The organism is Maridesulfovibrio spiralis (SeqCode) (assembly GCF_048571135.1).
Lineage (GTDB): Bacteria > Desulfobacterota > Desulfovibrionia > Desulfovibrionales > Desulfovibrionaceae > Maridesulfovibrio > Maridesulfovibrio spiralis.
This window is the reverse complement of sequence record NZ_CP182344.1, coordinates 2,252,501-2,275,699: the sequence shown is the minus strand read 5'-3', so window position 1 is coordinate 2,275,699 and position 23,199 is coordinate 2,252,501. Positions and strand designations below refer to the sequence as shown.

The 23,199-nt window shown below is 48.2% G+C and carries 19 protein-coding genes, 1 tRNA gene and 2 rRNA genes (1 of these 22 running past the window's edge); 11 read left to right on the top strand and 11 right to left on the bottom strand.

What is annotated here, in order from left to right; translation table 11 throughout:
- Positions 1-53 precede the first annotated feature (53 nt).
- Positions 54-140: transfer RNA gene (locus tag ACNI29_RS10185), tRNA-Leu, on the bottom strand.
- Positions 141-333: 193 nt separating this feature from the next.
- Between ACNI29_RS10185 and ACNI29_RS10180 the strand changes: the two genes are divergently transcribed.
- The 6 genes from ACNI29_RS10180 (at position 334) to ACNI29_RS10155 (ending at position 6,672) form a co-directional block, all read left to right on the top strand.
- Complete coding sequence (locus tag ACNI29_RS10180; protein WP_419778271.1) at positions 334-1,023, top strand: DUF554 domain-containing protein; 690 nt, start codon at positions 334-336, stop codon at positions 1,021-1,023.
- A 69-nt stretch (positions 1,024-1,092) separates the two neighbouring features.
- Positions 1,093-3,294, top strand: a complete 2,202-nt coding sequence (locus ACNI29_RS10175; RefSeq protein ID WP_419778270.1) for a SpoIIE family protein phosphatase — start codon at positions 1,093-1,095, stop codon at positions 3,292-3,294.
- Complete coding sequence (locus ACNI29_RS10170; protein WP_419778269.1) at positions 3,291-4,145, top strand: hypothetical protein; 855 nt, start codon at positions 3,291-3,293, stop codon at positions 4,143-4,145. The genes ACNI29_RS10175 and ACNI29_RS10170 overlap by 4 nt, the downstream gene beginning before the upstream one ends.
- Positions 4,146-4,178: 33 nt before the next feature.
- Positions 4,179-4,778, top strand: a complete 600-nt coding sequence (locus tag ACNI29_RS10165) for an LOG family protein (protein WP_419778268.1) — start codon at positions 4,179-4,181, stop codon at positions 4,776-4,778.
- A gap of 183 nt (positions 4,779-4,961) precedes the next feature.
- Complete coding sequence (rocD, locus tag ACNI29_RS10160; RefSeq protein WP_419778267.1) at positions 4,962-6,161, top strand: ornithine--oxo-acid transaminase; 1,200 nt, start codon at positions 4,962-4,964, stop codon at positions 6,159-6,161.
- Positions 6,162-6,165: 4 nt separating this feature from the next.
- Complete coding sequence (locus ACNI29_RS10155) at positions 6,166-6,672, top strand: hypothetical protein (RefSeq protein ID WP_419778266.1); 507 nt, start codon at positions 6,166-6,168, stop codon at positions 6,670-6,672.
- Between the two features lie 37 nt (positions 6,673-6,709).
- Here ACNI29_RS10155 and ACNI29_RS10150 read toward each other — a convergent pair whose 3' ends face one another.
- Positions 6,710-7,126: a secondary thiamine-phosphate synthase enzyme YjbQ gene (locus ACNI29_RS10150; protein ID WP_419778265.1), complete on the bottom strand. Its 417-nt coding sequence runs from the start codon at positions 7,124-7,126 to the stop codon at positions 6,710-6,712.
- A 136-nt stretch (positions 7,127-7,262) separates the two neighbouring features.
- Here ACNI29_RS10150 and ACNI29_RS10145 point away from each other — a divergent pair, with 136 nt between their 5' ends.
- The gene (locus ACNI29_RS10145; protein WP_419778264.1) at positions 7,263-7,676 is read left to right on the top strand and encodes a hypothetical protein; all 414 of its coding nucleotides are present in this window, start codon (positions 7,263-7,265) and stop codon (positions 7,674-7,676) included.
- 41 nt (positions 7,677-7,717) lie between these two features.
- Here the strand turns inward: ACNI29_RS10145 and ACNI29_RS10140 are convergent, their stop codons facing one another.
- Positions 7,718-9,895 (bottom strand): PAS domain S-box protein, encoded by a 2,178-nt coding sequence (locus ACNI29_RS10140; protein ID WP_419778263.1) that lies wholly within the window; start codon positions 9,893-9,895, stop codon positions 7,718-7,720.
- Positions 9,896-9,998: 103 nt separating this feature from the next.
- Positions 9,999-11,036 carry a DUF1786 domain-containing protein gene (locus tag ACNI29_RS10135; RefSeq protein WP_419778262.1) on the bottom strand — a complete coding sequence of 346 codons (1,038 nt, stop codon included), beginning with the start codon at positions 11,034-11,036 and terminating at the stop codon, positions 9,999-10,001.
- 98 nt (positions 11,037-11,134) lie between these two features.
- Here ACNI29_RS10135 and ACNI29_RS10130 point away from each other — a divergent pair, with 98 nt between their 5' ends.
- Positions 11,135-11,962 carry an esterase/lipase family protein gene (locus ACNI29_RS10130; RefSeq protein ID WP_419778261.1) on the top strand — a complete coding sequence of 276 codons (828 nt, stop codon included), beginning with the start codon at positions 11,135-11,137 and terminating at the stop codon, positions 11,960-11,962.
- A gap of 54 nt (positions 11,963-12,016) precedes the next feature.
- Here ACNI29_RS10130 and ACNI29_RS10125 read toward each other — a convergent pair whose 3' ends face one another.
- Both ACNI29_RS10125 and ACNI29_RS10120 read right to left on the bottom strand, forming a co-directional pair.
- Positions 12,017-13,606, bottom strand: coding sequence for a HEAT repeat domain-containing protein (locus tag ACNI29_RS10125; protein ID WP_419778260.1), 1,590 nt, complete (start codon positions 13,604-13,606; stop codon positions 12,017-12,019).
- Between the two features lie 27 nt (positions 13,607-13,633).
- The gene (locus tag ACNI29_RS10120; RefSeq protein ID WP_419778259.1) at positions 13,634-14,092 is read right to left on the bottom strand and encodes a chemotaxis protein CheX; all 459 of its coding nucleotides are present in this window, start codon (positions 14,090-14,092) and stop codon (positions 13,634-13,636) included.
- 227 nt (positions 14,093-14,319) lie between these two features.
- Here ACNI29_RS10120 and ACNI29_RS10115 point away from each other — a divergent pair, with 227 nt between their 5' ends.
- A complete protein-coding gene (locus ACNI29_RS10115) occupies positions 14,320-15,561 on the top strand; it encodes a NupC/NupG family nucleoside CNT transporter (protein ID WP_419778258.1) in 1,242 nt (413 codons plus the stop codon).
- A gap of 19 nt (positions 15,562-15,580) precedes the next feature.
- Positions 15,581-17,329, top strand: coding sequence for a chloride channel protein (locus ACNI29_RS10110; RefSeq protein WP_419778257.1), 1,749 nt, complete (start codon positions 15,581-15,583; stop codon positions 17,327-17,329).
- A gap of 16 nt (positions 17,330-17,345) precedes the next feature.
- Here the strand turns inward: ACNI29_RS10110 and ACNI29_RS10105 are convergent, their stop codons facing one another.
- Positions 17,346-17,525, bottom strand: coding sequence for a hypothetical protein (locus ACNI29_RS10105; protein ID WP_419778256.1), 180 nt, complete (start codon positions 17,523-17,525; stop codon positions 17,346-17,348).
- Between the two features lie 198 nt (positions 17,526-17,723).
- Between ACNI29_RS10105 and ACNI29_RS10100 the strand changes: the two genes are divergently transcribed.
- Positions 17,724-18,788: an HD-GYP domain-containing protein gene (locus ACNI29_RS10100; protein ID WP_419778255.1), complete on the top strand. Its 1,065-nt coding sequence runs from the start codon at positions 17,724-17,726 to the stop codon at positions 18,786-18,788.
- Positions 18,789-18,838: 50 nt separating this feature from the next.
- Here ACNI29_RS10100 and ACNI29_RS10095 read toward each other — a convergent pair whose 3' ends face one another.
- The 4 genes from ACNI29_RS10095 to ACNI29_RS10080 form a co-directional block, all read right to left on the bottom strand.
- Complete coding sequence (locus ACNI29_RS10095; protein ID WP_419778254.1) at positions 18,839-19,798, bottom strand: AEC family transporter; 960 nt, start codon at positions 19,796-19,798, stop codon at positions 18,839-18,841.
- Between the two features lie 40 nt (positions 19,799-19,838).
- Positions 19,839-20,417 carry a pentapeptide repeat-containing protein gene (locus tag ACNI29_RS10090; protein WP_419778253.1) on the bottom strand — a complete coding sequence of 193 codons (579 nt, stop codon included), beginning with the start codon at positions 20,415-20,417 and terminating at the stop codon, positions 19,839-19,841.
- Between the two features lie 182 nt (positions 20,418-20,599).
- A 5S ribosomal RNA gene (gene rrf, locus ACNI29_RS10085) occupies positions 20,600-20,714 on the bottom strand.
- 99 nt (positions 20,715-20,813) lie between these two features.
- Positions 20,814-23,199, bottom strand: a 23S ribosomal RNA gene (locus ACNI29_RS10080); it runs 548 nt beyond the window's last position.

Sequence of the window (23,199 nt, the reverse complement as noted above, 5' to 3'; positions counted from 1 at the left end):
CCAGACACAAAAAAAGGACTCACAGCCATAAAGCTGTAAGTCCTTGTATTATCTGGTACCGGGAGCGAGACTCGAACTCGCAAGGGCGTGAACCCGGCGGATTTTGAGTCCGCTGCGTCTACCAATTCCGCCATCCCGGCATGCGTGAGGGATTGTTAATATTAGATGACGTTACCGCTGTCAAGCCTATTTAGGAACATATCCAGATTTCTCCGCCTCCAAAACATAAGTAACTTGTAATTAATGAATAGATACGACTTTACTCTATTGTAAACTGGGTAACTCAATGCTACTTTCGTGCTCCCCCCCCAATAATTTAAAAAAGAGATTCCCATGATTCCCATAGGTTCACTTGTTAACGGTGCAGCCATCATAGGCGGCTCCATCATCGGTATTCTTCTGCACAGCAAATTTCCTGAACGCATCCGCGAAATAATCTTTCAGGCTCTGGGCCTCGGCGTCATGCTGATCGGCATCCAGATGTCTCTAAAAGTTCAGGATATTCTTGTACTCATGTTCAGTCTGCTTATCGGGGGAATCCTCGGGGAGCTGCTGCGACTGGATACCATGTTCGAGCACGGGGCTTCATGGCTCAAGAAAAAAGTAGGCTCAAACGATACCGGATTCGTCGACGGAATAATCACCGCATCCCTCATCTTCTGCATCGGGGCCATGGCTATTATCGGTTCCTTTGAAGAAGGCATCAACGGCGATACAACTATCCTTTACACCAAATCCATTCTCGACGGATTCGCTTCCATTGCCCTCGCCTCTTCATACGGTGTGGGTGTTCTTTTCTCATTTATCCCGGTAATTCTCTATCAGGGAGCACTGACTCTCTTCGCCAGCTCTTTTCAGGAATGGTTCTCCCCGCTCATAATCGATCAGCTTACAGCCTGCGGAGGGTTGCTCATTATCGGCATCAGCCTGACACTGCTTGAAATCAAGAGAATCAACCTATCAAACCTGCTGCCTTCTTTGGGGATGGTCATTGCACTCACCGTCCTTTTCAGCCAGCAATAATATAAATAAGCATACGTTTTAAACGTTTTCTTCATTGAATAATGACTGAGTATAGGTTTAAATAAGGCCATGAAACTCCGCTGGAAAATACTCATCATCCTGCTGACCTTTTCTCTGGTCCCCTTATTTGTGCTTAAAACCCACGGCCTGAATTCATTGAAGGAACTGGGCTCGGACCTGCAGATGCAGACCAGAGTAACCCTGCTTGAAAGGGCCACGCAAAACCTTGCAGAGCAGGCACACTCAGCAGCGGTCACAATCAATCTGGAAGACCGACTCTTCCGTACCACCCTGAAAAGCATTCAGGGTGAAGCTGAACTGCGCCTTAACGACAATGACGTTTCCCTCCTAAACAAGGATCAGTTCATAACCAGTCCCAGCGGCGGCTACAACAAACCGGAACTTCAAATTGACCCGGATTATAAAAAAATAGCCCTGAAAAACAATGGGGATCGCCGCAGGGACAAACAACATCCCACTACCGACGGCATAAAGCGGGGAGATCTGGTAGACCTCCTTATTTCACGGAACCATATATCCTTCTGGATGCCGGAAGGACTCTCACTCCAGCAGGCAAAACCGGAAATAGCCCGCCTTGCTCCATTGCTGGATGACTTTAAATCCTGTGCCGAATCCCTGAAAGAACTGGCTCTCTGGCAGGAAATAATACTTGAAAGCGGCCTGACTGTTACCTATCCGGCCCACGATTCTTTTCCCCGCCGATACGACCCCAGGAGACATAAATGGTATAAGGACGCCCGCAAAAACGATTTAGCAACCTGGACCCTACCCTCCACAGATGCAGCAACTAAAACACTCTGCAACAGGTTAACGATCCCCCTTTACGGCAATAAGGGGCAATTTATAGGTGCAGCCTCCTTGGTAATTCCAATCGGTGAAAGCCTTAACGAGGCGTTTGCATCGACAGAGGCGGAAACAGATAAGGTTATCATGGTCTCCACTCTCCGGCGGGACGAAACACATCAGAACTCTCTGCTTGTAATCGGAAAGATCGACGGAGAACAACAGAACGAATCCATCCGCACCGCACAAGGACGGCTTTGGCAGGCTCCCCCGAAAGCGGAATGGATGCATGAAGACAACCCTGAATTCAAGACACTGATAGCCGATGTGGAGGCCGGAAATACCGGAGTACTACAAATGGACTCCAAGGGAATTCCTTCTCTTTGGACCTACAGCCCGATCCATAAAGCAGTAGCCATCCTGATCATCACCCCTATCCATGAGTTCACTGCCGAAGCTGACGAAGCCGAACAGTATGTCCGTGAGAGCATAGCCAACCAGTATGAAGGGACTTCGCTGATCGCAATTGCGGTAATCTTATCCATTGCCATTGTGGCTTATTTTGTATCACAAAGCCTCTCCACTCCCATCCGTAAGCTTTCCGAAGCCATGATTAAAGTGGGTGAAGGGGACTGGAATGCCAGAGCCGATTTTCACTCCAAGGACGAGCTTGGCGACCTTGCCCAGAACTTTAACTATATGGTTCCACAGTTACGGGAACATTCCAAAATACGTCAGGCCCTAAGTCTGGCAGATGAAGCACAGCGGTCACTCTTCCCGCAAGCTCCCCCTGAAGTAAAAGGTGTCGATATCGGCGCACGCTGCATTTTTTCCGAGCAGACCGGAGGCGACTACTATGACTTCGTGGGTTGCGCCACCTGCGGACCGAACACATTCGCCACAGCTATAGGCGATGTATCAGGGCACGGCATAAGCGCGGCCCTGCTCATGACCAGTGCGCGGGCTTACATACGCGCCCTTTCAGGCCGGGGGAGGACTCTGGTTGAAGCAGCCATGGACATTAACCGGCTCATCACCATGGACTGTGCCCAGACCGGACATTTCATGACCATGTTTATGGCCATCTGCAACGCACAGAACAGAACCGTAAACTGGATCAGGGCCGGACATGATCCCGGTCTGATCTATTCGCCTGAAACGGACAGCTTTGACCAGTTGCTCGGAGAAGGGCTGGCATTGGGAGTTGATGAAGAATACCGCTATCGCGAATACATAACCCAGATGACACAGGGCCAGATACTGACTCTTTACACCGACGGGATCTGGGAAGCGCACGACCCTTCCGGAAAACAATTCGGCAAGGACCGCCTGAAGCAACTTATCAGAGACACCTGTCACAAGCAGGCTCAGGAGATATCAGATACAATACTTGAAGAAGTATCATCATACCGCAGCGGATTTCCCCTTGAAGACGACTGCACGGTTATTGTGGTAAAATTTTTATGAAATACTCAATTTATGAATTAGCGACTTACGCCTTCGATCCGCTACATGCCTTTTGGAAAAATGAGCGGACTGAACGGGCTGTTGCCGGACTTTTGATCGCCTGCTTCCTTGCCGCACTGCTCGGTATAGAGCTGGGCAGGCAGGGCTGGCTCCCCGAAGCCATTGCCGCCAAAACACCTACCAGCCATTACGCAGCAGTCGGAATTGCCTTCACCCTTGTCCTGGTGCTGGAGGTAATCAGCTTTATTTTCGTACTTCCATGCTCCCTGTCCAAATCAGTGGGCAAACAGCTGGAAATCCTCTGCCTGATCCTCATCCGCAACTCATTCAAGGAGTTGGTCGACTTCCCGGAGCCGATCACCTTTACCGGGAATATGACGCCGATCTACCAGATCCTTTCAGACGGTGCCGGAGCCTTTGTAGTCTTTGTTCTGCTGGGAATCTATTACCATATCCAAAAACCGCTCCCCACTTTAAAACCGTCCTTTAAATTCCGGTATGTGGCTTCCAAAAAACTGGTTTCGTTGCTGCTGCTCGGCCTATTCATGGGCCTCGGCGCATACCTGCTCTTTTGTTCTGCCACAGGCAGACCGACCTTTGACTTTTTCAGCACTTTTTACACCATCCTGATTTTCAGCGATATCCTGCTGGTACTCATTTCCCAGCGTTTTTTACCCTCTTTCCATGCTGTATTCAGGAACTCCGGTTTTGCTCTGGTAACCCTGCTGATCAGACTTGCACTTGCGGCCCCGCCCTTCTACAATGCCGCCCTCGGGGTTGCTTCGGCCGGATTCGCGGTGCTGTTGACCCTCGCCTATAATTCATTTTACCGGGAAGAAAAGAAAGAATGATCTTGGTTTTCCGGCATCAAGGAGATAAATTTCATGAAAAGTATCTGCGTTTTCCTCGGAGCAAATCCGGGAAATGACCCCAAATACGCACAAGCGGCCCGCAACATGGGCCGGGAACTGGCTCAGCGCGGGCTGACTACTGTCTACGGCGGTTCCAGAACCGGACTAATGGGCACGCTGGCCCAAAGCGCACTGGACGCCGGAGGCAAGGTTATCGGGGTTATCCCGGAAAGCCTCTATAAAATAGAGATTGCCCATACCGGGCTGACCGAACTTCATGTTTCCGACTCCATGCATGAACGCAAAGCACTCATGGCCGAGCTTTCCGACGGCTTCGTCGCAATGCCCGGCGGAATCGGAACCATGGATGAGATTTTCGAGATTTTCACTTGGGCGCAACTGGGATTCCACTCCAAACCATGCGGTCTGCTCAACGTAGACGGCTACTACGACAAGCTGCTCTCATTTCTGAACAGCGTTGTCGAGGAAGGTTTTCTGAAAGACATGCACCGGGAAAAGCTGATCACCGCCGAGACCCCGGACCTGCTCATTGAGTCTTTCGCCAGCTACGAACCTCCCACCGGCTCCAAATGGGTGGAAAAAGTAGAAGTGGGCAAGAGCAAAACCCAGTAAATTTAAATTCTTATTACACAGACACCACATGCCGCATGATTAATAATCATGCGGCTTTTTTTATGCAGAAAAACAACTCAACACGATTAATATATTGGAGAAAAACATCGTACTCCGCTGGATAAAACATACTTATTATTGTAAATATGTATTCAAACCAATTACCCAACGGAGATTCAAGCTATGAAACAGTCCGAATACATTGAACTTGAAGACAAATTTGGTGCCCACAACTACAAACCCCTCGATGTTGTCATTGAAAAGGGAGAAGGGGTCTGGGTCTGGGATGTTGAGGGGAATAAATACATGGACTGCCTTTCAGCATATTCCGCTGTGAATCAGGGCCACTGCCATCCGCGCATCAAACAAGCCATGCAGAATCAGCTGGATAAACTGACCCTGACCTCGCGGGCTTTCCGCAACGACCAGCTCGGCCTTTTCTATGAGGAAATATGTAAGCTGACCAATTCCCACAAAGTCCTGCCCATGAACAGCGGCGCGGAAGCTGTGGAAACCGCCATCAAAGCGGTCCGCAAATGGGGCTACATGGTCAAGGGAGTGCCGGAAGACAAAGCCGAAATCATTGTCTGCGGTGACAACTTCCACGGCCGGACCATCACTATCGTAAGTTTTTCCACCGACCTCGGTTCACGCAAGGGATTCGGTCCTTTCACGCCGGGATTCAAGATAATCCCCTTCGGTAATGCTGATGCCCTTGAAGCCACTATTACTCCCAACACAGTAGCTTTCATGGTCGAACCCATTCAGGGCGAGGCCGGGGTTATCATTCCCCCTGACGGTTATCTGAAGCAGGTGCGCGAGATATGCACCAAGCACAATATCAGCCTGATCTTTGATGAAATTCAGACCGGACTGGGCCGGACCGGAAAAATGCTCGCCGAGGAACATGAGGGGGTTGAAGCAGACATCACCCTGATAGGCAAAGCCCTTTCCGGCGGTTTTTATCCGGTCTCGGCGGTGCTTTCCAACACCGAGGTTCTCGGTGTGCTCAAACCGGGTGAACATGGCTCCACATTCGGCGGCAACCCGCTGGCCTGCGCTGTGGCCCGTGAAGCCCTCAAAGTCCTGACTGATGAACAATTAATTGAAAATGCTGAAAAAATGGGTGCGAAATTCCTCGACGGACTGAACTCCATCCAAAACAGCAAAATAAAAGAAGCACGCGGACGCGGCCTGCTGCTGGCTGTGGAATTCAAGAAAGAAGCCGGAGGAGCGCGCCAGTACTGCGAAAAGCTTAAGGAAAACGGGCTGCTCTGCAAGGAAACCCATGACAACATCATCCGTTTCGCACCGCCGCTGGTAATCACGGAAGAACAAGTCGACTGGGCACTGGAACAGATCAAACCTATCTTATCAATGTAAGCTTATGAGTAAACTCACTACCCGCCAAACCAAGTGGATACGTGCCCTGCATATGCTCAGTGCCTGCCTTTGGGGCGGCGGGGCACTCTCGCTGGTTTTGCTGCACTGCTTGTTCAGCCCAGCTTCAGGCGAGGCCCTTTATGGTCGGGATATCTGTTTGAAAATTGTGGACCAGTACGTGGTCACAGCCGGTGCAGTGGGCTGCCTGTGTACCGGATTTATCTTCGCGTGGAAAAGTGCGTGGGGATTTTTCAAATTCAAATGGATAATCACCAAGTGGATGCTCAATATCGGCTTCATCCTCTTCGGATTCATCTTCTACATGCCCTGGCTGGATCACATGAGCCGTCTTTCCGGCAATACCGGAGCACTGGCATTACAAACCCCGGAATACCTACGCAGCCAACTCTTCAATGAAATATCAGCTTTTGCTGTCTTCGGCTGCCTGCTCTTTCTGGTCTGGGTTTCGGTCTTCAAACCGTGGGGCAAGACCTCGCTGCATACAGAATAAGAAAAAACGCCGGGAGCATTCTCCCGGCGTTTTAAAATTACTCACCGATAATCTTTACCAGCACCCTTTTGCGCCTTCCGCCGTCAAATTCGCCGTAAAAAATCTGTTCCCATGTTCCGAAGTCGAGTTGGCCGTCAGTGATGGCAACCACAACTTCGCGGCCCATTACCTGCCTTTTCATGTGGGCGTCGGCATTATCTTCATAGCCGTTATGGCGATACTGGCTCACCGGCTCATGCGGGGCCAACTTTTCCAGCCAGACCTCGTAATCGTGATGCAAACCGGATTCATCGTCATTGATGAACACACTGGCTGTGATATGCATGGCATTAACCAGACAAAGACCTTCCTTGACCCCTGACTCCGCGAGGCATTTATCCACTTCCGGGGTAATGTTAATAAAAGCCCTTCTGCCCGGAACTTCGAACCATAACTCTTTTCTGTAAGATTTCATCTGCAGGAACCCTCCGTATGAGCTTGACATTCGCATGCTGCAAATGCTTGATTCTTTTTTGCCCTGCAAAGAGTGCAGGGATATTCATCATAAACGAACAGCCTGAAGGCTAACTAATATTTCAGGGAGAAACAACATGGACAAAGGTTACGCGGAAACTATCGCATCCGACATCATGCAGATGCTGGAATCAGCCAAAGGCAGCGATCTGGACCTTAACGGCGGCTTCCAGAATGACGCTTTTACTGCCGAAAATTTTTCCTTCGGCTATTTGTTTTACCCCCGCGACATGCTGCTCGCCATTCCCCAGCTTCCGCAAGCTGTAAGGAAAAAAATAAAAAAATCAAATATTCTGGGGACCGTGGATCTTGAGGGGAGAAAAATAGGCATCCACCTTATCTGTTCCACCAACAAAGGTTTCGATGAGATTGAATCCGCTCAGGATATCATTGACGGAATCAATAAAAAAGAACTGATGGACTTCAAAGAACAGATCGCCGGAATACTGCACAAAGACCTTGTGGGAAATATTGAAGAAAAAGAACAGTAGAAATATGTGAAAAGCCCGTATTCAGCTGAATACGGGCTTTTTTATGCTTTATGCGGGATGAGCTTCTCAATTATCTTGACCAACTCATCAATTTTAACCGGTTTCGATGAATAAGCATCCATGCCGCTACTCAGGAATTTTTCACGGTCTCCTTCCATTGCGTAGGCTGTCAAGGCAATAATGGGGATATCATTCCCCTGCTCCCTGATTTTTCTGGTCGCTTCAAGACCGTCCATTTCCGGCATCTGAACATCCATGAGAATGACATCGAATTGAGTTCCACTATTGAGCAGCTCCAAAGCTTCCAGACCGTTTTCGGCTGTCTCTACCTCAAAACCGTGTTCATTAAGAAAATGGGCAATGTAAAGCTGATTGGTAGCATTATCCTCAGCCAGCAGAATACGGGCCGGAACCTTTTTTCCGGACTCAGGTGCTTCCAGAATAGTAACGGGAGTTTCCAGACACTCCCCTTCGCTGGACTTGAGTTTAACTGTAAATTTGAATTCCGTTCCCCAGCCTTCCTTGCTGGTAAAAGTAATCTGGCCACCCATCATTTCAACCAACTGCCGAGAAATGGCCAATCCCAGTCCGCTGCCCGGATGCCGCTTGGAATATCCGGCATTGAGCTGCACGAAACTTTCAAAAAGCTTTTCAGCCTTGTCCTCGGAAATACCTATCCCTGTATCCTTGACCCTGAACTCAAGGGTCGCCCCCTCATCAAAACTGCCTACGTGATCGACAGAAACCTCAACATATCCCTTGGCGGTAAATTTAATGGCATTACCCACAAGGTTTATGATGATCTGTCCAAGCCGATATTCGTCACCATAGTAGCAGCGGGAAACATCGTCACTGACATTGGCCCGCAATTCAATGCCCTTTTCCTCGGCCTGTACCTTGAGCACTGAAAGCTGCTTTTCAAGCATTTCAAAAAGGTTGAAATCTTCGGGACGCAATTCCATTTTGCGAGCTTCAATCTTTGAAATATCGAGGATATCATTAATGATATGCAGCAATGATTCTGCTGCTTTTTTCACGGTTCCCAGATAGCCCTGCTGTTCCTCGGTGAGATTTGTATTCAGGGTCATTTCACTCATACCGATGATCGCACTGATCGGAGTACGGATTTCATGACTCATGTTGGCAAGAAATTCACTCTTGGCCCGGCTGGCTTCTTCCGCAGCGTCCCTTGCTTCACAAAGCTCCGCCTCACTTCGCTTGCGCTCTGTGATATCCTGTCCCACAGCAAGCACACCCAATGCCCCGCCCTTGGCATCAAGCAAGCGGGAAAGCGACCATTGGATCATGCGCTCAGTTCCCCCACGCGCAATGACATAGCTTTCAAGCAAGCGTAAAGGATTTCCGGAAAGAACAGTGGCAAACTGCCGGTTATGATCAGGCCAGAGCCTCTCGGGGACAAAAAGCTCATAATAGTCCCGGCCCAAGACTTCATGTCTGGTCCTACCGAAAAGCTGCTCCGCCATACGGTTGAATTCCAGAATCTTTTTTTCCGGTGAAAGCAAAATAATCACGCTTTCCGCGGTCTTGACCAGCGACCGGAAACGGTATGCACTTTCTTTAAGTGCTTCCTCTACTTTCTTTCTGGTAGTGATGTCCTCAACAGTAGCCACAACTTTTTTAATATTTCCGTCGTCGGCGAAAATAGGTGAAGCGTTTATGGAAAGGAGCACCTTACGCCCATCCATCCAATGGATAGAGTGCCGGATGTCCAGCACAGCGTTGCGAATTTTCATAACCCGGTTAAAAGCCAGCCGCTCCTCCGGGAAAGGGGAACCGTCATGGGAGGATATTTTCCAAACCGGGTCATTATACTGCTTGCCGAGAATCTCCTCGCGGGCAACGCCATGAACCCTTGCGGCCTGATCATTGGCAAAAGTAATTTTGCCATCTTTATCCATCACCAGAATGCCCATGGGACTGGTTTCCATGATACTGCCCATGAGGTCACGTTCGCGCTGCAGCTCCGCTTCGACCCGTTTTCTCTTATCGATGTTCAGGTAAAGAAAGCCGATAAAAACCAATAAAATGCTGATTACAATACCTGCACCAATAATAAGAATCCTGTCCAGATTACCTGAGCCAAGCTCAGTCAATTCGGCAGAAAGCCAGCCCTCATCGAATATTTCTGAACAGCCCGGCAAAAAAATCAGCAGTGAAAACAATACGAAGCGCAGCATAGCTTTTAGTCTTATTCTCATTTTATATTGTAGACGATACAGTGGTGTACTTAACAAAACATTGCTTCACCAATATCGTCATTACCCATTCTGAGCAAGACTATAAGTAATTTTATTCGTTACCCTACAGGATTCCCTTCATTTCCATTCCTTTTATGAGGCCGAAACATCCAGCCAGCATCATGTCTCCACCGGGGGCGGGGAATTCTACGGGGTGCGCCTGCATCAATGCCCTGCGGGGCCCGAGAACATAGGTCGGCCCAAATCCTTTTGCTTCTTCAGGTAGATCAAGAGTCAGGCAACCATGTCCCCAATCATCAAATACATCCTGAAAACTTATTTTGCCCTGCCTGAAACGCTGAGAGTCTTCCCATAGCTTTTCGGGAGTCATGTTTCCGGTATGGTGTTCATAAACACCGTAGACAGCCCCCTTGTAGAGCAGAAAGGAAACTGTGTGGCTGTTGCCCACGTTGATTAGACATACTCCCTCACGGTGGCTGTGTTCCATAATCCCATCCACAAAGAGTGCTCCCAGCACCGCAGCAGCCCCGGTATCACTCACCGCTCCGCCGCCGATACTGTCCTGCAACTCTGCCATGCGGGTGAATTCTTCAGGCACGGTTTCGAAGACAAGACTTTCCGGGCGTCCATTATTCTCAAGCAGAAGATGTTTCCAAAGGTTGAACCGCCCGATCCGGTTACTCTTGCCCGGATGATATCCGTGGTCCTGAACTGAAGCAGTAATGTATTCAGGATAATCAAGACCTGCTGCCGCGAAAAAAGCTTTCCACCAGACGGAATCAAAATCGGCGAGGGGAACTTCCACACAACCTTCCGGTTTTTCATCGGCAAGGATGATCCCGTTCTTCTCCAGTCTTTTCAAATCATCACCGAGAGCCAGAGCAGCGCGCGGATGGGCGTAAACTTTATGTCCGGCCTCCATGTGTGGATAAACAGAACGGCCGAATCCACCTCCCATATTCCGTCCGGAAAGATATATATCACGTCCCAGTTCGGTTAATTCTGCAATCTTAGCTCCCACTACACGGGCAGGCGAAGGCAGGACGAATTTGAAACAATTCTCAATCTCCACGCCTTTCATATAATAAAGAACATCCTGAGTTCCGCTTCCGATATCAAGGCTCAAAATAGTATTTTTCACTTCAACTCTCCATTTGTACCGATAAAGATTGATAATTATGTTGCAGGCGGAAAAAATTTGGGTCAATTGAAAACAGAATAAGTTAACCTGAACCACCAATGACCATGATTAAAATCCTTATTTCCATTGCCCTGCTGCTGGTATTGCTGCCACTGCCTTTATTTCTCCTTGCCGCCCTTACCAATATGGAAGAAGTACGCAACAGAGGAATACAAAGGGCAGCCAAAGAACTGAGCCGAGCTACCATCTCAGCCGGCATTAGCCTTGTAATTGCGATCTTCACCCGGCCTTTCACCTTTCTCTGCAACCTGCCGCTATTCAGTAAAAACGGTGAAAGTACTCCCGTACTCATGGTCCATGGGCTATACCACAATAAGACCGCATGGCTGCTCATGCGTTACCGTTTGAATCTGGCGGGATTCAGTAATCTGCACACATGGCAATACAACAGCTTTACTACATCCTATCCTGAGCTGGTGCTGGAACTAGCTCATATAATTTCGAAACTGCACAAAAAAACAGGACAAAAAATAGTACTCGTAGGTCACAGTCTGGGCGGTCTTCTTTCCTGCGGCGCGGCCAGCGACCCGGAAATTAAAAAACTTTGCGCCGGGATAATCACACTCGGAACTCCATACAAGGGAAGTAATCTTGCTGCCATCGCCTTCGGCAGGCTAGGACGCAGCCTCCACCCGCAAAGCGGACTCTTCAACGGCGGAAATAAGATCAAGTATCCGCCCAACATCCCCAAAACAGCCATCATATCACCTACAGATGAGATGGTACTGCCGTGGAAGAATCTCGAACCGGATTCCGGAACATGGGAGATCATCCATTGCCGGGCCATGGGACATGTCGCCATGCTTTACAGCGGTGAGACGAGCACAATGGTAGCCCGGACAATCCGCAAAATTCAAAATGCATAAAAAAAGAGAGGACCGTAACAGCCCTCTCTATGAATTATATTTATCCTTAAAAATCTAAGATACGTATTCAGCAATCTTGGCTTTAAGCTGATCGGCAGTAAACGGTTTGGTAATAAAGTCGTTCACCCCGGTTTTGCGGGCCAGTTCCTGCTGTGAGTATTCGGACTCGGTGGTAACCATGATCACCGGAATGTCGGCATAGCCTTCTGTCTGGCGAAGCTTGGATACGAATTCCATACCATCCATCACCGGCATGTTCATGTCGGTAACGATCACATCAAACTCTTCATTAAGCTCGATGTGAGTGTAGGCATCCTGTCCGTTTTCAGCCACTGTTGGCTCATAGCCAGCATTTGTCAAAATACTGCGATACAGGGCAAGCATGGATTTGGAGTCATCAACAGCCAGTGCTCTCTTACCACCCGCGTCAACGGCTTCAGGCAGTCTCGCCATGTCTGCTTCGGCTATTTCGCCGCCAATCTCGGCAAGTTTGGCCCGGAATGCTTCGTGAACCTCGGAATCCTTTGATGCTGCAACAGCATTCATCAGGAAACGGCCAATCTTTTCTTCACCGTAAAGTCCCTGAAAAATATTCACAGCCTTGGCAGTAACAATTGCGCGCAGGATCTTACCCGCCTTGCTTCCACCGCCACCGATGATTTCCACCAGCTTCTTGATCACGCCGGCATTAACCAGCCCGTCAAGACCGGTCAAAACAGCCACGTGAATCAATTCATCGTCATCCTCAAGACCGTCGATAAGGCTGATCACGGCTTTGAGGGTTCCGATTCTGCCGATGGCTTCATAAATTGCATATTTTACACTGGAGTCAGATGAATACTGTTTTTCAATAGCATCCATGAGCACATCCAGCCCGTCTTTATTACCAATAAAACCAAGGACGTTAGCAGCAAGAATCAAGTCATCCTTGTCGGAATCAGGGCTGATAACCTTGGCGAGGTAAGGAACTGCCGCTCCTCCGAGACTGGCCAGAGAATCTGTAACAACGCGGCGTACGGTTGGGTTGCGGTGGTGCAGGTTAGCGACAATGAAGTCGAGGGCTTCATCGGAACCGATAACGGTCAGACACTCAACAGCCTTCCAGGTAGTGAGGTCACAAACTTCGTAGTAGGCATCTTCGTTATTACGCTCTACAAATTTCTTGAGAGCCGGAATGGATTCTTCGTCTTTGAGTTCGCCAATCATTGCAATGGCCATGACCACAATCAAATCATCGTCATTGTGGATCTGGGCACGGAAGAGATCCAGCGCCTCCGGCCCCCCTATCTTGGAGAGAGAGGTCAGGACTTCAAAAAGAAGATCAGAATCAGCTGAAGCTTCGGCCATTTCGAGCAACGCTGGAACTGCGCTCTTAAAACGAAATTCACCGCAAACCCTGATACACAGGGTGCGCAGCTTGCTGTCATCCTGACTAAGCAAGGCAACAGTCTTTTGCTCATCAACAGAAAGTACACCGTTAAGGGCTGTTACAACCATGTAATCAACAGATGTATCCCCGATCGGGTTCTGGAAAAGATCAAGCAACCCTTCCATCTCTGAAGGATCTTTTGCTGTAGCGACTTCATTAAGGACACTAATCTTGTCCAAGAAAGATTTATCCCTGAATCCGGTCAATATAGACATATTCCAATCTCACTTTTTCAATAATAATTATTCAAAACAGAATTCGATGGTGAACTCCCCGGCATCGGTCGTAAAGGGGATAGCCATGATGGGAGTGGTTGCAATATGGGTAATGGTATGGTTATCACCCATAATCACAGAAGGAGTGGCCCCGGAAAACTGTAAACCCTGCTCAGCAAGACCGGCTCGGGCCTGCCCGGAAACCATATTTGTGATCTCACCCACTGCATCCTGCACATCCTGTAAAATATCCTGAATATCGTCACCCAGCATATTCTTAACGATAGTCACAGCGCAGTTCTTGGTGAAGGTAATAGAAATAGTCCCATTCATATCACCGGTAATGCCGACCAGCCCGGTAACGTCACCGACAGCGGTCTTGGTCTTTTTCACATAAGGTTTTCCCGGTGTGGGGGTAATCATCGCCATCATTGACAGAACATCAACAGCAGCCTTGATAAACGGTTTGGCAAGCTCAACATTCATAAAAGTATTCCCTACATCAGAAGTTATTTTAGCAGCAAAAGCAGCTTCGTCTAATGGACAATTCCCACTTGGATCACAATTTGAAAGATACTAACTGTAAATGCGGAAAGGTTCAAGAAACATGATTAAAAACCGGAACAGAACCTTCATCAAGTTGCAGGGCTGAAGATGATCATGTAATTACGTACAAAATTTCCAAACTCTGATTTATATTAAGGATAGTAAAAATGGTTCAAAGCTTAGCCGGAATTCTGGGGTTGATATTCATCGCATGGGTTTTCAGTGAAAATAAAAAAGGGATGAGCATTAAAAATATTGGCAGTGGATTATTGTTACAATTCGCGGTCGCCTTGCTGATGCTGAAGGTACCGTTTTTCAGCGATATGATCATGTACTTAAACCACGCGGTGAACGCATTGCAGAACGCGACCCAAGCCGGAACAAGCTTTGTATTCGGATATCTGGGTGGAGGGCCGCTGCCTTTTACCGAAAACTCTCCGGGGGCAAGCTGGACTCTGGCTTTCCGCGCCTTGCCGCTTATTCTGGTGGTCAGTGCCTTATCCGCTCTACTCTTCTATTGGAAAGTAATTCCGGTGGTTGTCCGCGGCTTTTCGCTTGCATTGCAAAAGACAATGGACATTGGTGGAGCCTTGGGACTAGGCGTAGCTTCCAATATTTTTGTTGGTATGGTCGAAGCCCCGATCATCATTGCCCCGTATGTAAACAGCATGAGCCGCAGTGAACTCATGGCCCTGATGATCAGCGGAATGGCTACCATTTCCGGCACTGTTCTGGTCCTTTACGCTTCGATCCTCAATCCGGTTCTTCCCGGTGCCATCGGGCATATCCTGACCGCATCCATCATCAGTGCCCCGGCTGCCATCCTCATTTCAAGAGTAATGGTACCGGAACAGAAAGGACATCAAGGTGAAGATGGCCTGACCATCAAAAGCACTGCCTCCAGCTCCATGGACGCCATAGTCAAAGGCACTTCCGACGGTGTCAGCCTGCTTATCAATGTTGTAGCCATGCTGCTGGTTCTGGTTGCGCTGGTTTCACTGACCAACCAGATTCTTTCCTACCTGCCTGAAATGGGCGGAGAGCAGCTGACCCTGCAACGCATCCTCGGTATTATCATGTGGCCGGTAGTATGGCTGATGGGCATCCCGGCCAGCGAAGCTTATACGGCGTCATCGCTCATGGGAACCAAGACCATCCTCAATGAATTTCTCGCCTACCTGCAATTGGCAGGACTGCCTGAAGGAGCACTCTCTCCGCGCTCACAAATCATCATGACCTATGCCATGTGCGGCTTTGCCAACCTCGGCAGTCTCGGTATCCTGATCGGCGGTCTGGTAAGTATCGCCCCTTCGCGCAAAGCTGAAATTGTTTCTCTGGGTACAAAATCCGTCATCGGCGGAATACTGGCTACCTGTATGACCGGTGCTGTGGTAGGGTTGCTTTACTAAGCGCACAGGAGCATGGACCATGTTTAAATCAGGCAACGGAATCAGCCCGGCTGAATTGAAATCATTTCTGCATAAAAGGGCACCATCCCGCAATGCAGCTCTGATTCTGGCGGCTATCGCCATCGGTGCGTGCTCCGCACTTGCCGCTGTCAGCCTGAATAAGGCCCTAGAATTCATGACCATGCTCCGCAAAAGCAACTCCGGGCAATGGTGGATATTCCTTCTCCCTGCGCTAGGGGCGGCAACAGCTGTAATTCTCAGCCGCAAAGTATTCAAAGAGTCCGGCGGGCATGGAGTGGGGGAAGTTATCGCCAAGGTAGGTCTCAAGCAGGGCATCCTCCGTCCGATAAAAATCATCAGCTCACTTTTGACCAGCCTGCTGACCATTGCCAGCGGCGGGTCGGCCGGACCGGAAGCCCCTGTGGTTGTCAGTGGAGCGGCCATGGGATCGAACCTGTCACGGATCTGCAAGATGAGCGGACAATCGCGGATGACCCTTATCGGCTGTGGAGCCGCCGGGTCGATTTCTGCTATTTTCAATGCTCCGGTAACCGGGATGATCTTTGCGGTGGAAATTATCCTCGGGGAATGGACCCCCTACCATCTGATCCCCATTGCCATTTCATCTGTTGTAGCCACGCAGACATCGCGCATCCTTGAAGGTAACGTCATTCCCTTCAGCGAACAATTCGCACCTATGGGAATTACCGATCTGGGGACATCGATCCTGCTGGCCCTGTTATCTGCACTGGTCTCGGTCTTTTTTGTCCGCTCCATTCGTCAGGTGGGGTCAATCTGCTCAAGTTTTACCAACAAACCCTGGATAAAAGCTGCCGCCGGAGGGCTGGCTGTAGGCCTCATCGGTATTTTCCACCCGCTGGCTCTAGGAGAAGGATACGCTTCAATCAAGATGGCTATCCACGGTGCTCTGCCTGCTGGAGTAGCCGTAATCGCACTTATGGCCCTGCTGCGTGTTGCAACAACGTCCCTAACGTTGGGCAGCGGAGGACTGGGTGGTATTTTTGCGCCCTGTCTGGTTATCGGTTCGCTCTTCGGGGCGCTCTACTACAGGGTGATATCACAACTGATCCCCCAGCATATGCTCACCGGGGAAGGATCTTATGCTTTGCTTGGCATGGCCGGAGTGGTCAGCGGTGTGATGCAGGCTCCTTTGACCAGTGTATTTCTAGTACTGGAAATTACACACGGATATCAGGATGTTATGCATATCATGGCAGTAACCTTTATCTCATCCATGCTTACCCACGCATTTGAGCCATCATCTTTCTACTTCAAGGATCTGGTGGAAAAAGGGCAGCTACTGCGCCCGAAGACTGACGCAAAAATCCTGGCAGACATAGACACCGAAGAACTTGTTCACCAGAACCTGACCCATGCCAGCCCGCAAATGACGGTAAGTGAATTTCTAAAAGTACTGAGTAATACGGCACAAACACATGTTCCGATCATAAACAGTGAAAATAACGAATTTCTGGGAATGGTCGATGTTGTCTCTGCAAGGTCCGCAATCCTTGACCCCGAACAGCAGCAAAGCAATATCAGTGAAGTAGCCATCGACCGAAATGCACCGGCTGTTGAGAAGGGAATGGGAGCGGCTGAAATTCTGGAAATTATGAACCGTAGCGGTAAAGCCACGCTACCTGTGATGTGTGACGGAAATTTTGCAGGATTCATCAGCAAGGAAGATATTCTCGCGGCCTACAGAGGCGAAATGAAATCATACTCAAACAGCGACAACCTTTTTTAATCATCCTGTTTTTCCACTACACTTTCTTCTTTTTTCCTTCCTCTATTTCGGGTTGAGCATCGTCAATATATTTATCTTTGACGATCGTATCCGCAACTTTCCCCATCACCTGCTGCAACTTTCTTCTCAAATCCGGTTGCTCTTCTAATACTTTTTTTGAAACACTCATAAATTTATCTGGAATTTTATCTGCCATAATTCCTCCTAGCAAAACATGCACTCCTCTATCTTCACTACAGCACATAATAATACAACTACTTTTAAGACTCTTGAAACCAATTCACAATAGCTTAATAGAATATTAAGATGTATATTTACATTTTAATCCCACTGTAATAATGTTTAAATTCATTTAACCCCTTAAAATTATTCCGCGCAGAAAGGAAATTTCGTTATGAATGATGATGCCAGCCAAAATCCAGGAACGGAAGAATTCCTGCAGATTAGCTTCAATATATTGAACACATTCGGTAATAAACTGCCAGTATCTCTATGTATTCATGACGATGACTTTGAAAGAGTCATCCCACTTTTTGATAGAGGCACAAGACTATCTGATAAAAAGCAGGAACAGGTAAACAACTATTGTAGAGATGGGAACCTCTTCATCTCAAAAGAAGACTACGCATCTCTCGCAGGGCACATCAGCAAAAATCTGGGCGCACTACTTACCGAACATTTTCTTGATGAAGCTGCCGCGGCTGAAATCTTTTATGAAGGTGTGCTGGAAAAAGTTCGCGCCTTTTATACCAACCCCATTGGGGAAACTCTGGACGAACTCGGAATCGTACTGGCAATTTTCTGCGAATATGTCTGGGTTGACCCGAACAGGTGGACCTACTTTTTCAATACCCTGAAACGCGAGAAAGATATTTGTTACCATGTGGTCAATACATTGTTCGTAGGAACCGCCATTTATTTAAAACTTATTTATAAGCCCGGCGAAAAGATGGACCTCAAACCTCTCGCCTTGGGTCTTGTTCTACATGATCTGGGCATGACACAGCTCCCCACTACAATTACTGATAAACCCGCAAAACTACTATATAAAGAAAGAATGCGCATGCAAGAGCATGTGGATATAGCGGAAAAAATGCTTAACCGCCTTGAAATTCGTGATGAAATTATTAAATCCTGCGTGCTGGACCATCACGAACGCATGGACGGTCACGGCTACCCCAAGGGGCGCCGTGGCGATGCTATTCCCCTTGAAGCAAGAGTCTGCGGCATATCAGATGCTTTCTGTGGTATGATCGCTGAGAGAAGCCATAGACCCGGACTCAACCCAATCCTCGCTGCCATCATTCTCACTGAAAGCAAAGCCAAATATGACTCTTCACTGACGACTTCACTCATATCTTTTATCATAGCCAATAATCCTGATATGAAAGCATTGCTTCAGGACAAAGCCAAAATGCAACAGCTTCGCGCCATAGCGCTTCAAAAAGCAGCTCAATAAAAAAAGTCCGGAATGAATCAAATCATCCCGGACTTTTTTTAAAGCTAAAACTAGTTCAGAGGAAGCCCACACATATCAGTGAGCAACAGAGTCAGGTACAGCATCGGAATGTACATGATCATGGAAAAAAGGAATGTGGCTGAGGTTTCAGCCTCAAGAGTTTTATTGGACTCCGCCAACACACATGAAATTGCAGCCACAGGCATACCGGTCAATAAAATACCCATCAACAGCATTTGTCCCCTGACCCCGGCAGCAAACAGACACACGGCTGTCAGCAATGGGTGAACAACAAGCTTCAACAGATTCACGATGCCTATATTGGCGACATCCATTTCCATCTTATTCCTAGCCAGAAGAATCCCTACTGAAAATAATGCGCACGGAACCGAAGCCATGCCGAAGTTATGCAATCCAGCTTCCATAAAGTCCGGAAGCTGAAAATCCATAAAGGAATAGACCGCTCCTAAAAACGAAGCACCAATAAGAGGGGCCTTCACCATTGAAACGACTATATTCCAGACCACACGTACGCGAGACATGGACTTATCCGCATTATACAAGGCGAAACTGGAAACAATCAGGATAACAATCACAATCGGCAGGATGATACCAAGGGTAGTTGCCAGCAGAGCCTGTTTAGAACCATCAAAAAGATACATCATGATGGGCAAGCCGAGATAACCTGAGTTTGGAAAACTAGCTGCACAGGCGCGCATACTATCGTCGGCAAAATCTCCTTTCAGCACAAATTTTGAAACCCAAAATGCTAAAAAATAGATTCCGATCAACGAGGTCAGATAACCGAAGATAAAACGTGTCTGCGCGATCTCATCAAAAGGGGTAGTCGCCAAAGAATTGAACAAGAGAGCAGGCAGGGTAAAATAATAAACAAACCCATTAAGTACTTCGGCCGAATTTTCCGGGAGAATGCAACGCCGATACGAGAAATATCCGGCCAATATCATCAAGAGCAAAGGAGTCAGTGCAGAAAGCGCTATTATGAGCATAGTTAACAACCGGAAAGTATATATTATTTCTTGGGGGGGCTTACTTCAATTCAATACCAAGATTAGCAAGCAAAGAAACAGCTTCGGGTAGAGAAAATTTAGCTTTGTTGATTTTGTTGGTTTCCGCACTAATGAAATAGTTTCGAGAGGTGCTGAAGTCAGCAGACGATAGATTGGTCTGGTGAAACTGGCAACCAGAGAAATCACAATCATCAAATTTAACACGAGATAAATTTGAATCTGAAAAAGAGGCGTCTTGTAACGAGCAGGAAGAAAATATTACCTTCATTAAATTTTGCCCGCTAAAGGCAGACCTATCCATCAAGCAATTTAAAAATTTAGCCACAATTACCGGACCAAGATTTCCCCAGTTGATCCCGAGTAACTTTGAGTCTTTAAATTCTGTATCAATAATCTTTGAATTTGCGAGCAGGACGAGAGATAAATTACACCCTTCAAATGAACATTCTTGAAACTCACAATCAATAAATTGCGCATACTGAAAAGATGATGCAACAAAAGTGCAGCGATAAAAACTTGTCTCCTGCAATACTTGGTTATCAAAGTCTAAACTTTCAAAATAACCATTCTCATATGAATCGTAATCATTTATCTGCATCGATTTGACCCTTAAAAAAATATCATTTTAGGGCATTGATACTCCTCAATATGATTGCAGGCAAGCCTTCCTCTTAAGCCGCCGGAGGCCCTCACGCCCCACTTAACAATCCGGCCCCCCATCCTGAGTATGTGCGGAACAAAAAAAAGCCCCTGAACCTAAGTTCAGGGGCTTGAAATAAAAGCTTGCGACGACCTACTTTCCCACTGGCTACCCAGCAGTATCATCGGCGATGGAGAGCTTAACTTCCGAGTTCGGAATGGGGTCGGGTGTGACCTCTCCTCAATGGTCGCAAGCAAATATGGCTTGCTTCGATGAGCAAAAATATATGGTTTAATAGAGAAGAATTTTACCCTTTGCTTCAACCTTTTGGGGTTAAAGTTAAGGGAAGAGAAGAAAAATAAGTCGCACGATTTATTAGTACCGGTCAGCTGAATGTGTCGCCACACTTACACCTCCGGCCTATCAACCAGGTGGTCTCCCTGGAATCTTTAGATGCAAAAGCATAGGGATAACTAATCTTGAGGCAGGCTTCCCGCTTAGATGCTTTCAGCGGTTATCCCTTCCGAACTTAGCTACCCTGCAATGCCGCTGGCGCGACAACAGGAACACCATAGGTTCGTCCACCCCGGTCCTCTCGTACTAGGGGCAGACCCTCTTCAATTATCCTACGCCCACGGTAGATAGGGACCAAACTGTCTCACGACGTTTTAAACCCAGCTCGCGTACCACTTTAATCGGCGAACAGCCGAACCCTTGGGACCTGCTTCAGCCCCAGGATGTGATGAGCCGACATCGAGGTGCCAAACCGCGCCGTCGATGTGAACTCTTGGGCGCGATCAGCCTGTTATCCCCGGCGTACCTTTTATCCTATGAGCGATGGCCCTTCCATGCGGAACCACCGGATCACTAAGACCAACTTTCGTTCCTGCTCGACATGTCTGTCTTACAGTCAAGCTCCCTTATGCCTTTGCACTCAACGGCTGGTTTCCAATCAGCCTGAGGGAACCTTTGCAAGCCTCCGTTACTTTTTGGGAGGCGACCGCCCCAGTCAAACTACCCACCAGACACTGTCTCCAAGCCGGATGACGGCGTTGGATTAGAATTCAAGACTATCAAGGGTGGTATTTCAAGGTTGGCTCCACCGACACTAGCGTGCCGACTTCAAAGCCTCCCACCTATCCTACACATGATAGCCCTAAACCCAATGTCAAGCTATAGTAAAGGTGCACAGGGTCTTTCCGTCTTACCGCGGGTAACCGGCATTTTCACCGGTAATTCAATTTCACTGAGTCTCTGGTTGAGACAGTGGGGAGATCGTTACGCCATTCGTGCAGGTCGGAACTTACCCGACAAGGAATTTCGCTACCTTAGGACCGTTATAGTTACGGCCGCCGTTTACTGGGGCTTCAATTCGGAGCTTCGCCGAAGCTAACACCTCCTTTTAACCTTCCAGCACCGGGCAGGCGTCAGTCCCTATACATCGTCTTACGACTTAGCAGAGACCTATGTTTTTAGTAAACAGTCGCCCCCCCCGATTCTCTGCGGCTCCAAACAGCTCGGAGAGTATATAACTTCACCGTCTGGAGCATCCCTTATCGCTAACTTACGGGATCATTTTGCCGAGTTCCTTAACCAGAGTTCTCTCAAGCGCCTTGGTCTACTCGACCCGACTACCTGTGTTGGTTTGCGGTACGGTCAACAAATGCTAAACTTAGAAGATTTTCTAGGCAGTCTGGAATTACTCACTTCAAACGTAAAGTTACGGCATCGTGTCTCGGCCTTAAAGAGGAACGGATTTGCCTATTCCTCAAGCCTACGCACTTACACCGGCATATCCAACAGCCGGCTGAGCTATCCTACTGCGTCCCTCCATCGCACACATTTGCTGGTACGGGAATATTAACCCGTTTTCCATCGACTACGCCTTTCGGCCTCGCCTTAGGGACCGACTAACCCTGGGAAGATTAGCTTTACCCAGGAAACCTTAGTCTTACGGCGAACAAGTTTCTCACTTGTTTTATCGTTACTCATGCCAGCATAATCACTTCTCATTAGTCCAGCAAACCTTCCGATTCACCTTCATCCCATCTGAGAACGCTCTCCTACCGATGCGTCAAAGACGCATCCCGTAGCTTCGGTACCATACTTAGCCCCGTTACATTTTCGGCGCAGAATCGTTAGACCAGTGAGCTATTACGCTTTCTTTAAAGGATGGCTGCTTCTAAGCCAACCTCCTGGCTGTCTATACAACTCCACCACCTTTTCCACTGAGTATGGATTTGGGGACCTTAGCTGACGGTCTGGGCTGTTTCCCTTTCGACTACGGACCTTCGCACCCGCAGTCTGACTCCCAGGATATATCTTACGGCATTCGGAGTTTGATAAGGTTTGGTAATCTGGTGGGACCCCTAGCCTTGTCAGTGCTCTACCTCCGCAAGAAAACTCCTGAGGCTATACCTCAATATATTTCGGAGAGAACCAGCTATCACCAAGTTTGATTGGCCTTTCACCCCTATCCACAGGTCATCCGAGTAATTTTCAACTTACAACGGTTCGGCCCTCCACTTGATTTTACTCAAGCTTCAGCCTGCCCATGGATAGATCACCTGGTTTCGGGTCTAATCCGCAATACTTGTCGCCCTATTCAGACTCGCTTTCGCTGCGGCTACACATCACTGCTTAACCTTGCATTACAGATTAACTCACTGGCCCATTATGCAAAAGGCAAGTGGTCACAGATCAAGTCTGCTCCCACAGCTTGTAGGCAACTGGTTTCAGG

What these genes read in the sequence shown, in the direction of transcription:
- ACNI29_RS10180 (WP_419778271.1), top strand. Translation starts at nt 334, where the DNA reads ATGATTCCCATAGGTTCACTTGTTAACGGTGCAGCCATCATAGGCGGC.
- ACNI29_RS10175 (WP_419778270.1), top strand. Translation starts at nt 1,093, where the DNA reads ATGAAACTCCGCTGGAAAATACTCATCATCCTGCTGACCTTTTCTCTG.
- ACNI29_RS10170 (WP_419778269.1), top strand. Translation starts at nt 3,291, where the DNA reads ATGAAATACTCAATTTATGAATTAGCGACTTACGCCTTCGATCCGCTA.
- ACNI29_RS10165 (WP_419778268.1), top strand. Translation starts at nt 4,179, where the DNA reads ATGAAAAGTATCTGCGTTTTCCTCGGAGCAAATCCGGGAAATGACCCC.
- rocD (WP_419778267.1), top strand. Translation starts at nt 4,962, where the DNA reads ATGAAACAGTCCGAATACATTGAACTTGAAGACAAATTTGGTGCCCAC.
- ACNI29_RS10155 (WP_419778266.1), top strand. Translation starts at nt 6,166, where the DNA reads ATGAGTAAACTCACTACCCGCCAAACCAAGTGGATACGTGCCCTGCAT.
- ACNI29_RS10150 (WP_419778265.1), bottom strand. Translation starts at nt 7,126, where the DNA reads ATGAAATCTTACAGAAAAGAGTTATGGTTCGAAGTTCCGGGCAGAAGG.
- ACNI29_RS10145 (WP_419778264.1), top strand. Translation starts at nt 7,263, where the DNA reads ATGGACAAAGGTTACGCGGAAACTATCGCATCCGACATCATGCAGATG.
- ACNI29_RS10140 (WP_419778263.1), bottom strand. Translation starts at nt 9,895, where the DNA reads ATGAGAATAAGACTAAAAGCTATGCTGCGCTTCGTATTGTTTTCACTG.
- ACNI29_RS10130 (WP_419778261.1), top strand. Translation starts at nt 11,135, where the DNA reads ATGACCATGATTAAAATCCTTATTTCCATTGCCCTGCTGCTGGTATTG.
- ACNI29_RS10125 (WP_419778260.1), bottom strand. Translation starts at nt 13,606, where the DNA reads ATGTCTATATTGACCGGATTCAGGGATAAATCTTTCTTGGACAAGATT.
- ACNI29_RS10120 (WP_419778259.1), bottom strand. Translation starts at nt 14,092, where the DNA reads ATGAATGTTGAGCTTGCCAAACCGTTTATCAAGGCTGCTGTTGATGTT.
- ACNI29_RS10115 (WP_419778258.1), top strand. Translation starts at nt 14,320, where the DNA reads ATGGTTCAAAGCTTAGCCGGAATTCTGGGGTTGATATTCATCGCATGG.
- ACNI29_RS10110 (WP_419778257.1), top strand. Translation starts at nt 15,581, where the DNA reads ATGTTTAAATCAGGCAACGGAATCAGCCCGGCTGAATTGAAATCATTT.
- ACNI29_RS10105 (WP_419778256.1), bottom strand. Translation starts at nt 17,525, where the DNA reads ATGGCAGATAAAATTCCAGATAAATTTATGAGTGTTTCAAAAAAAGTA.
- ACNI29_RS10100 (WP_419778255.1), top strand. Translation starts at nt 17,724, where the DNA reads ATGAATGATGATGCCAGCCAAAATCCAGGAACGGAAGAATTCCTGCAG.
- ACNI29_RS10095 (WP_419778254.1), bottom strand. Translation starts at nt 19,798, where the DNA reads ATGCTCATAATAGCGCTTTCTGCACTGACTCCTTTGCTCTTGATGATA.
- ACNI29_RS10090 (WP_419778253.1), bottom strand. Translation starts at nt 20,417, where the DNA reads ATGCAGATAAATGATTACGATTCATATGAGAATGGTTATTTTGAAAGT.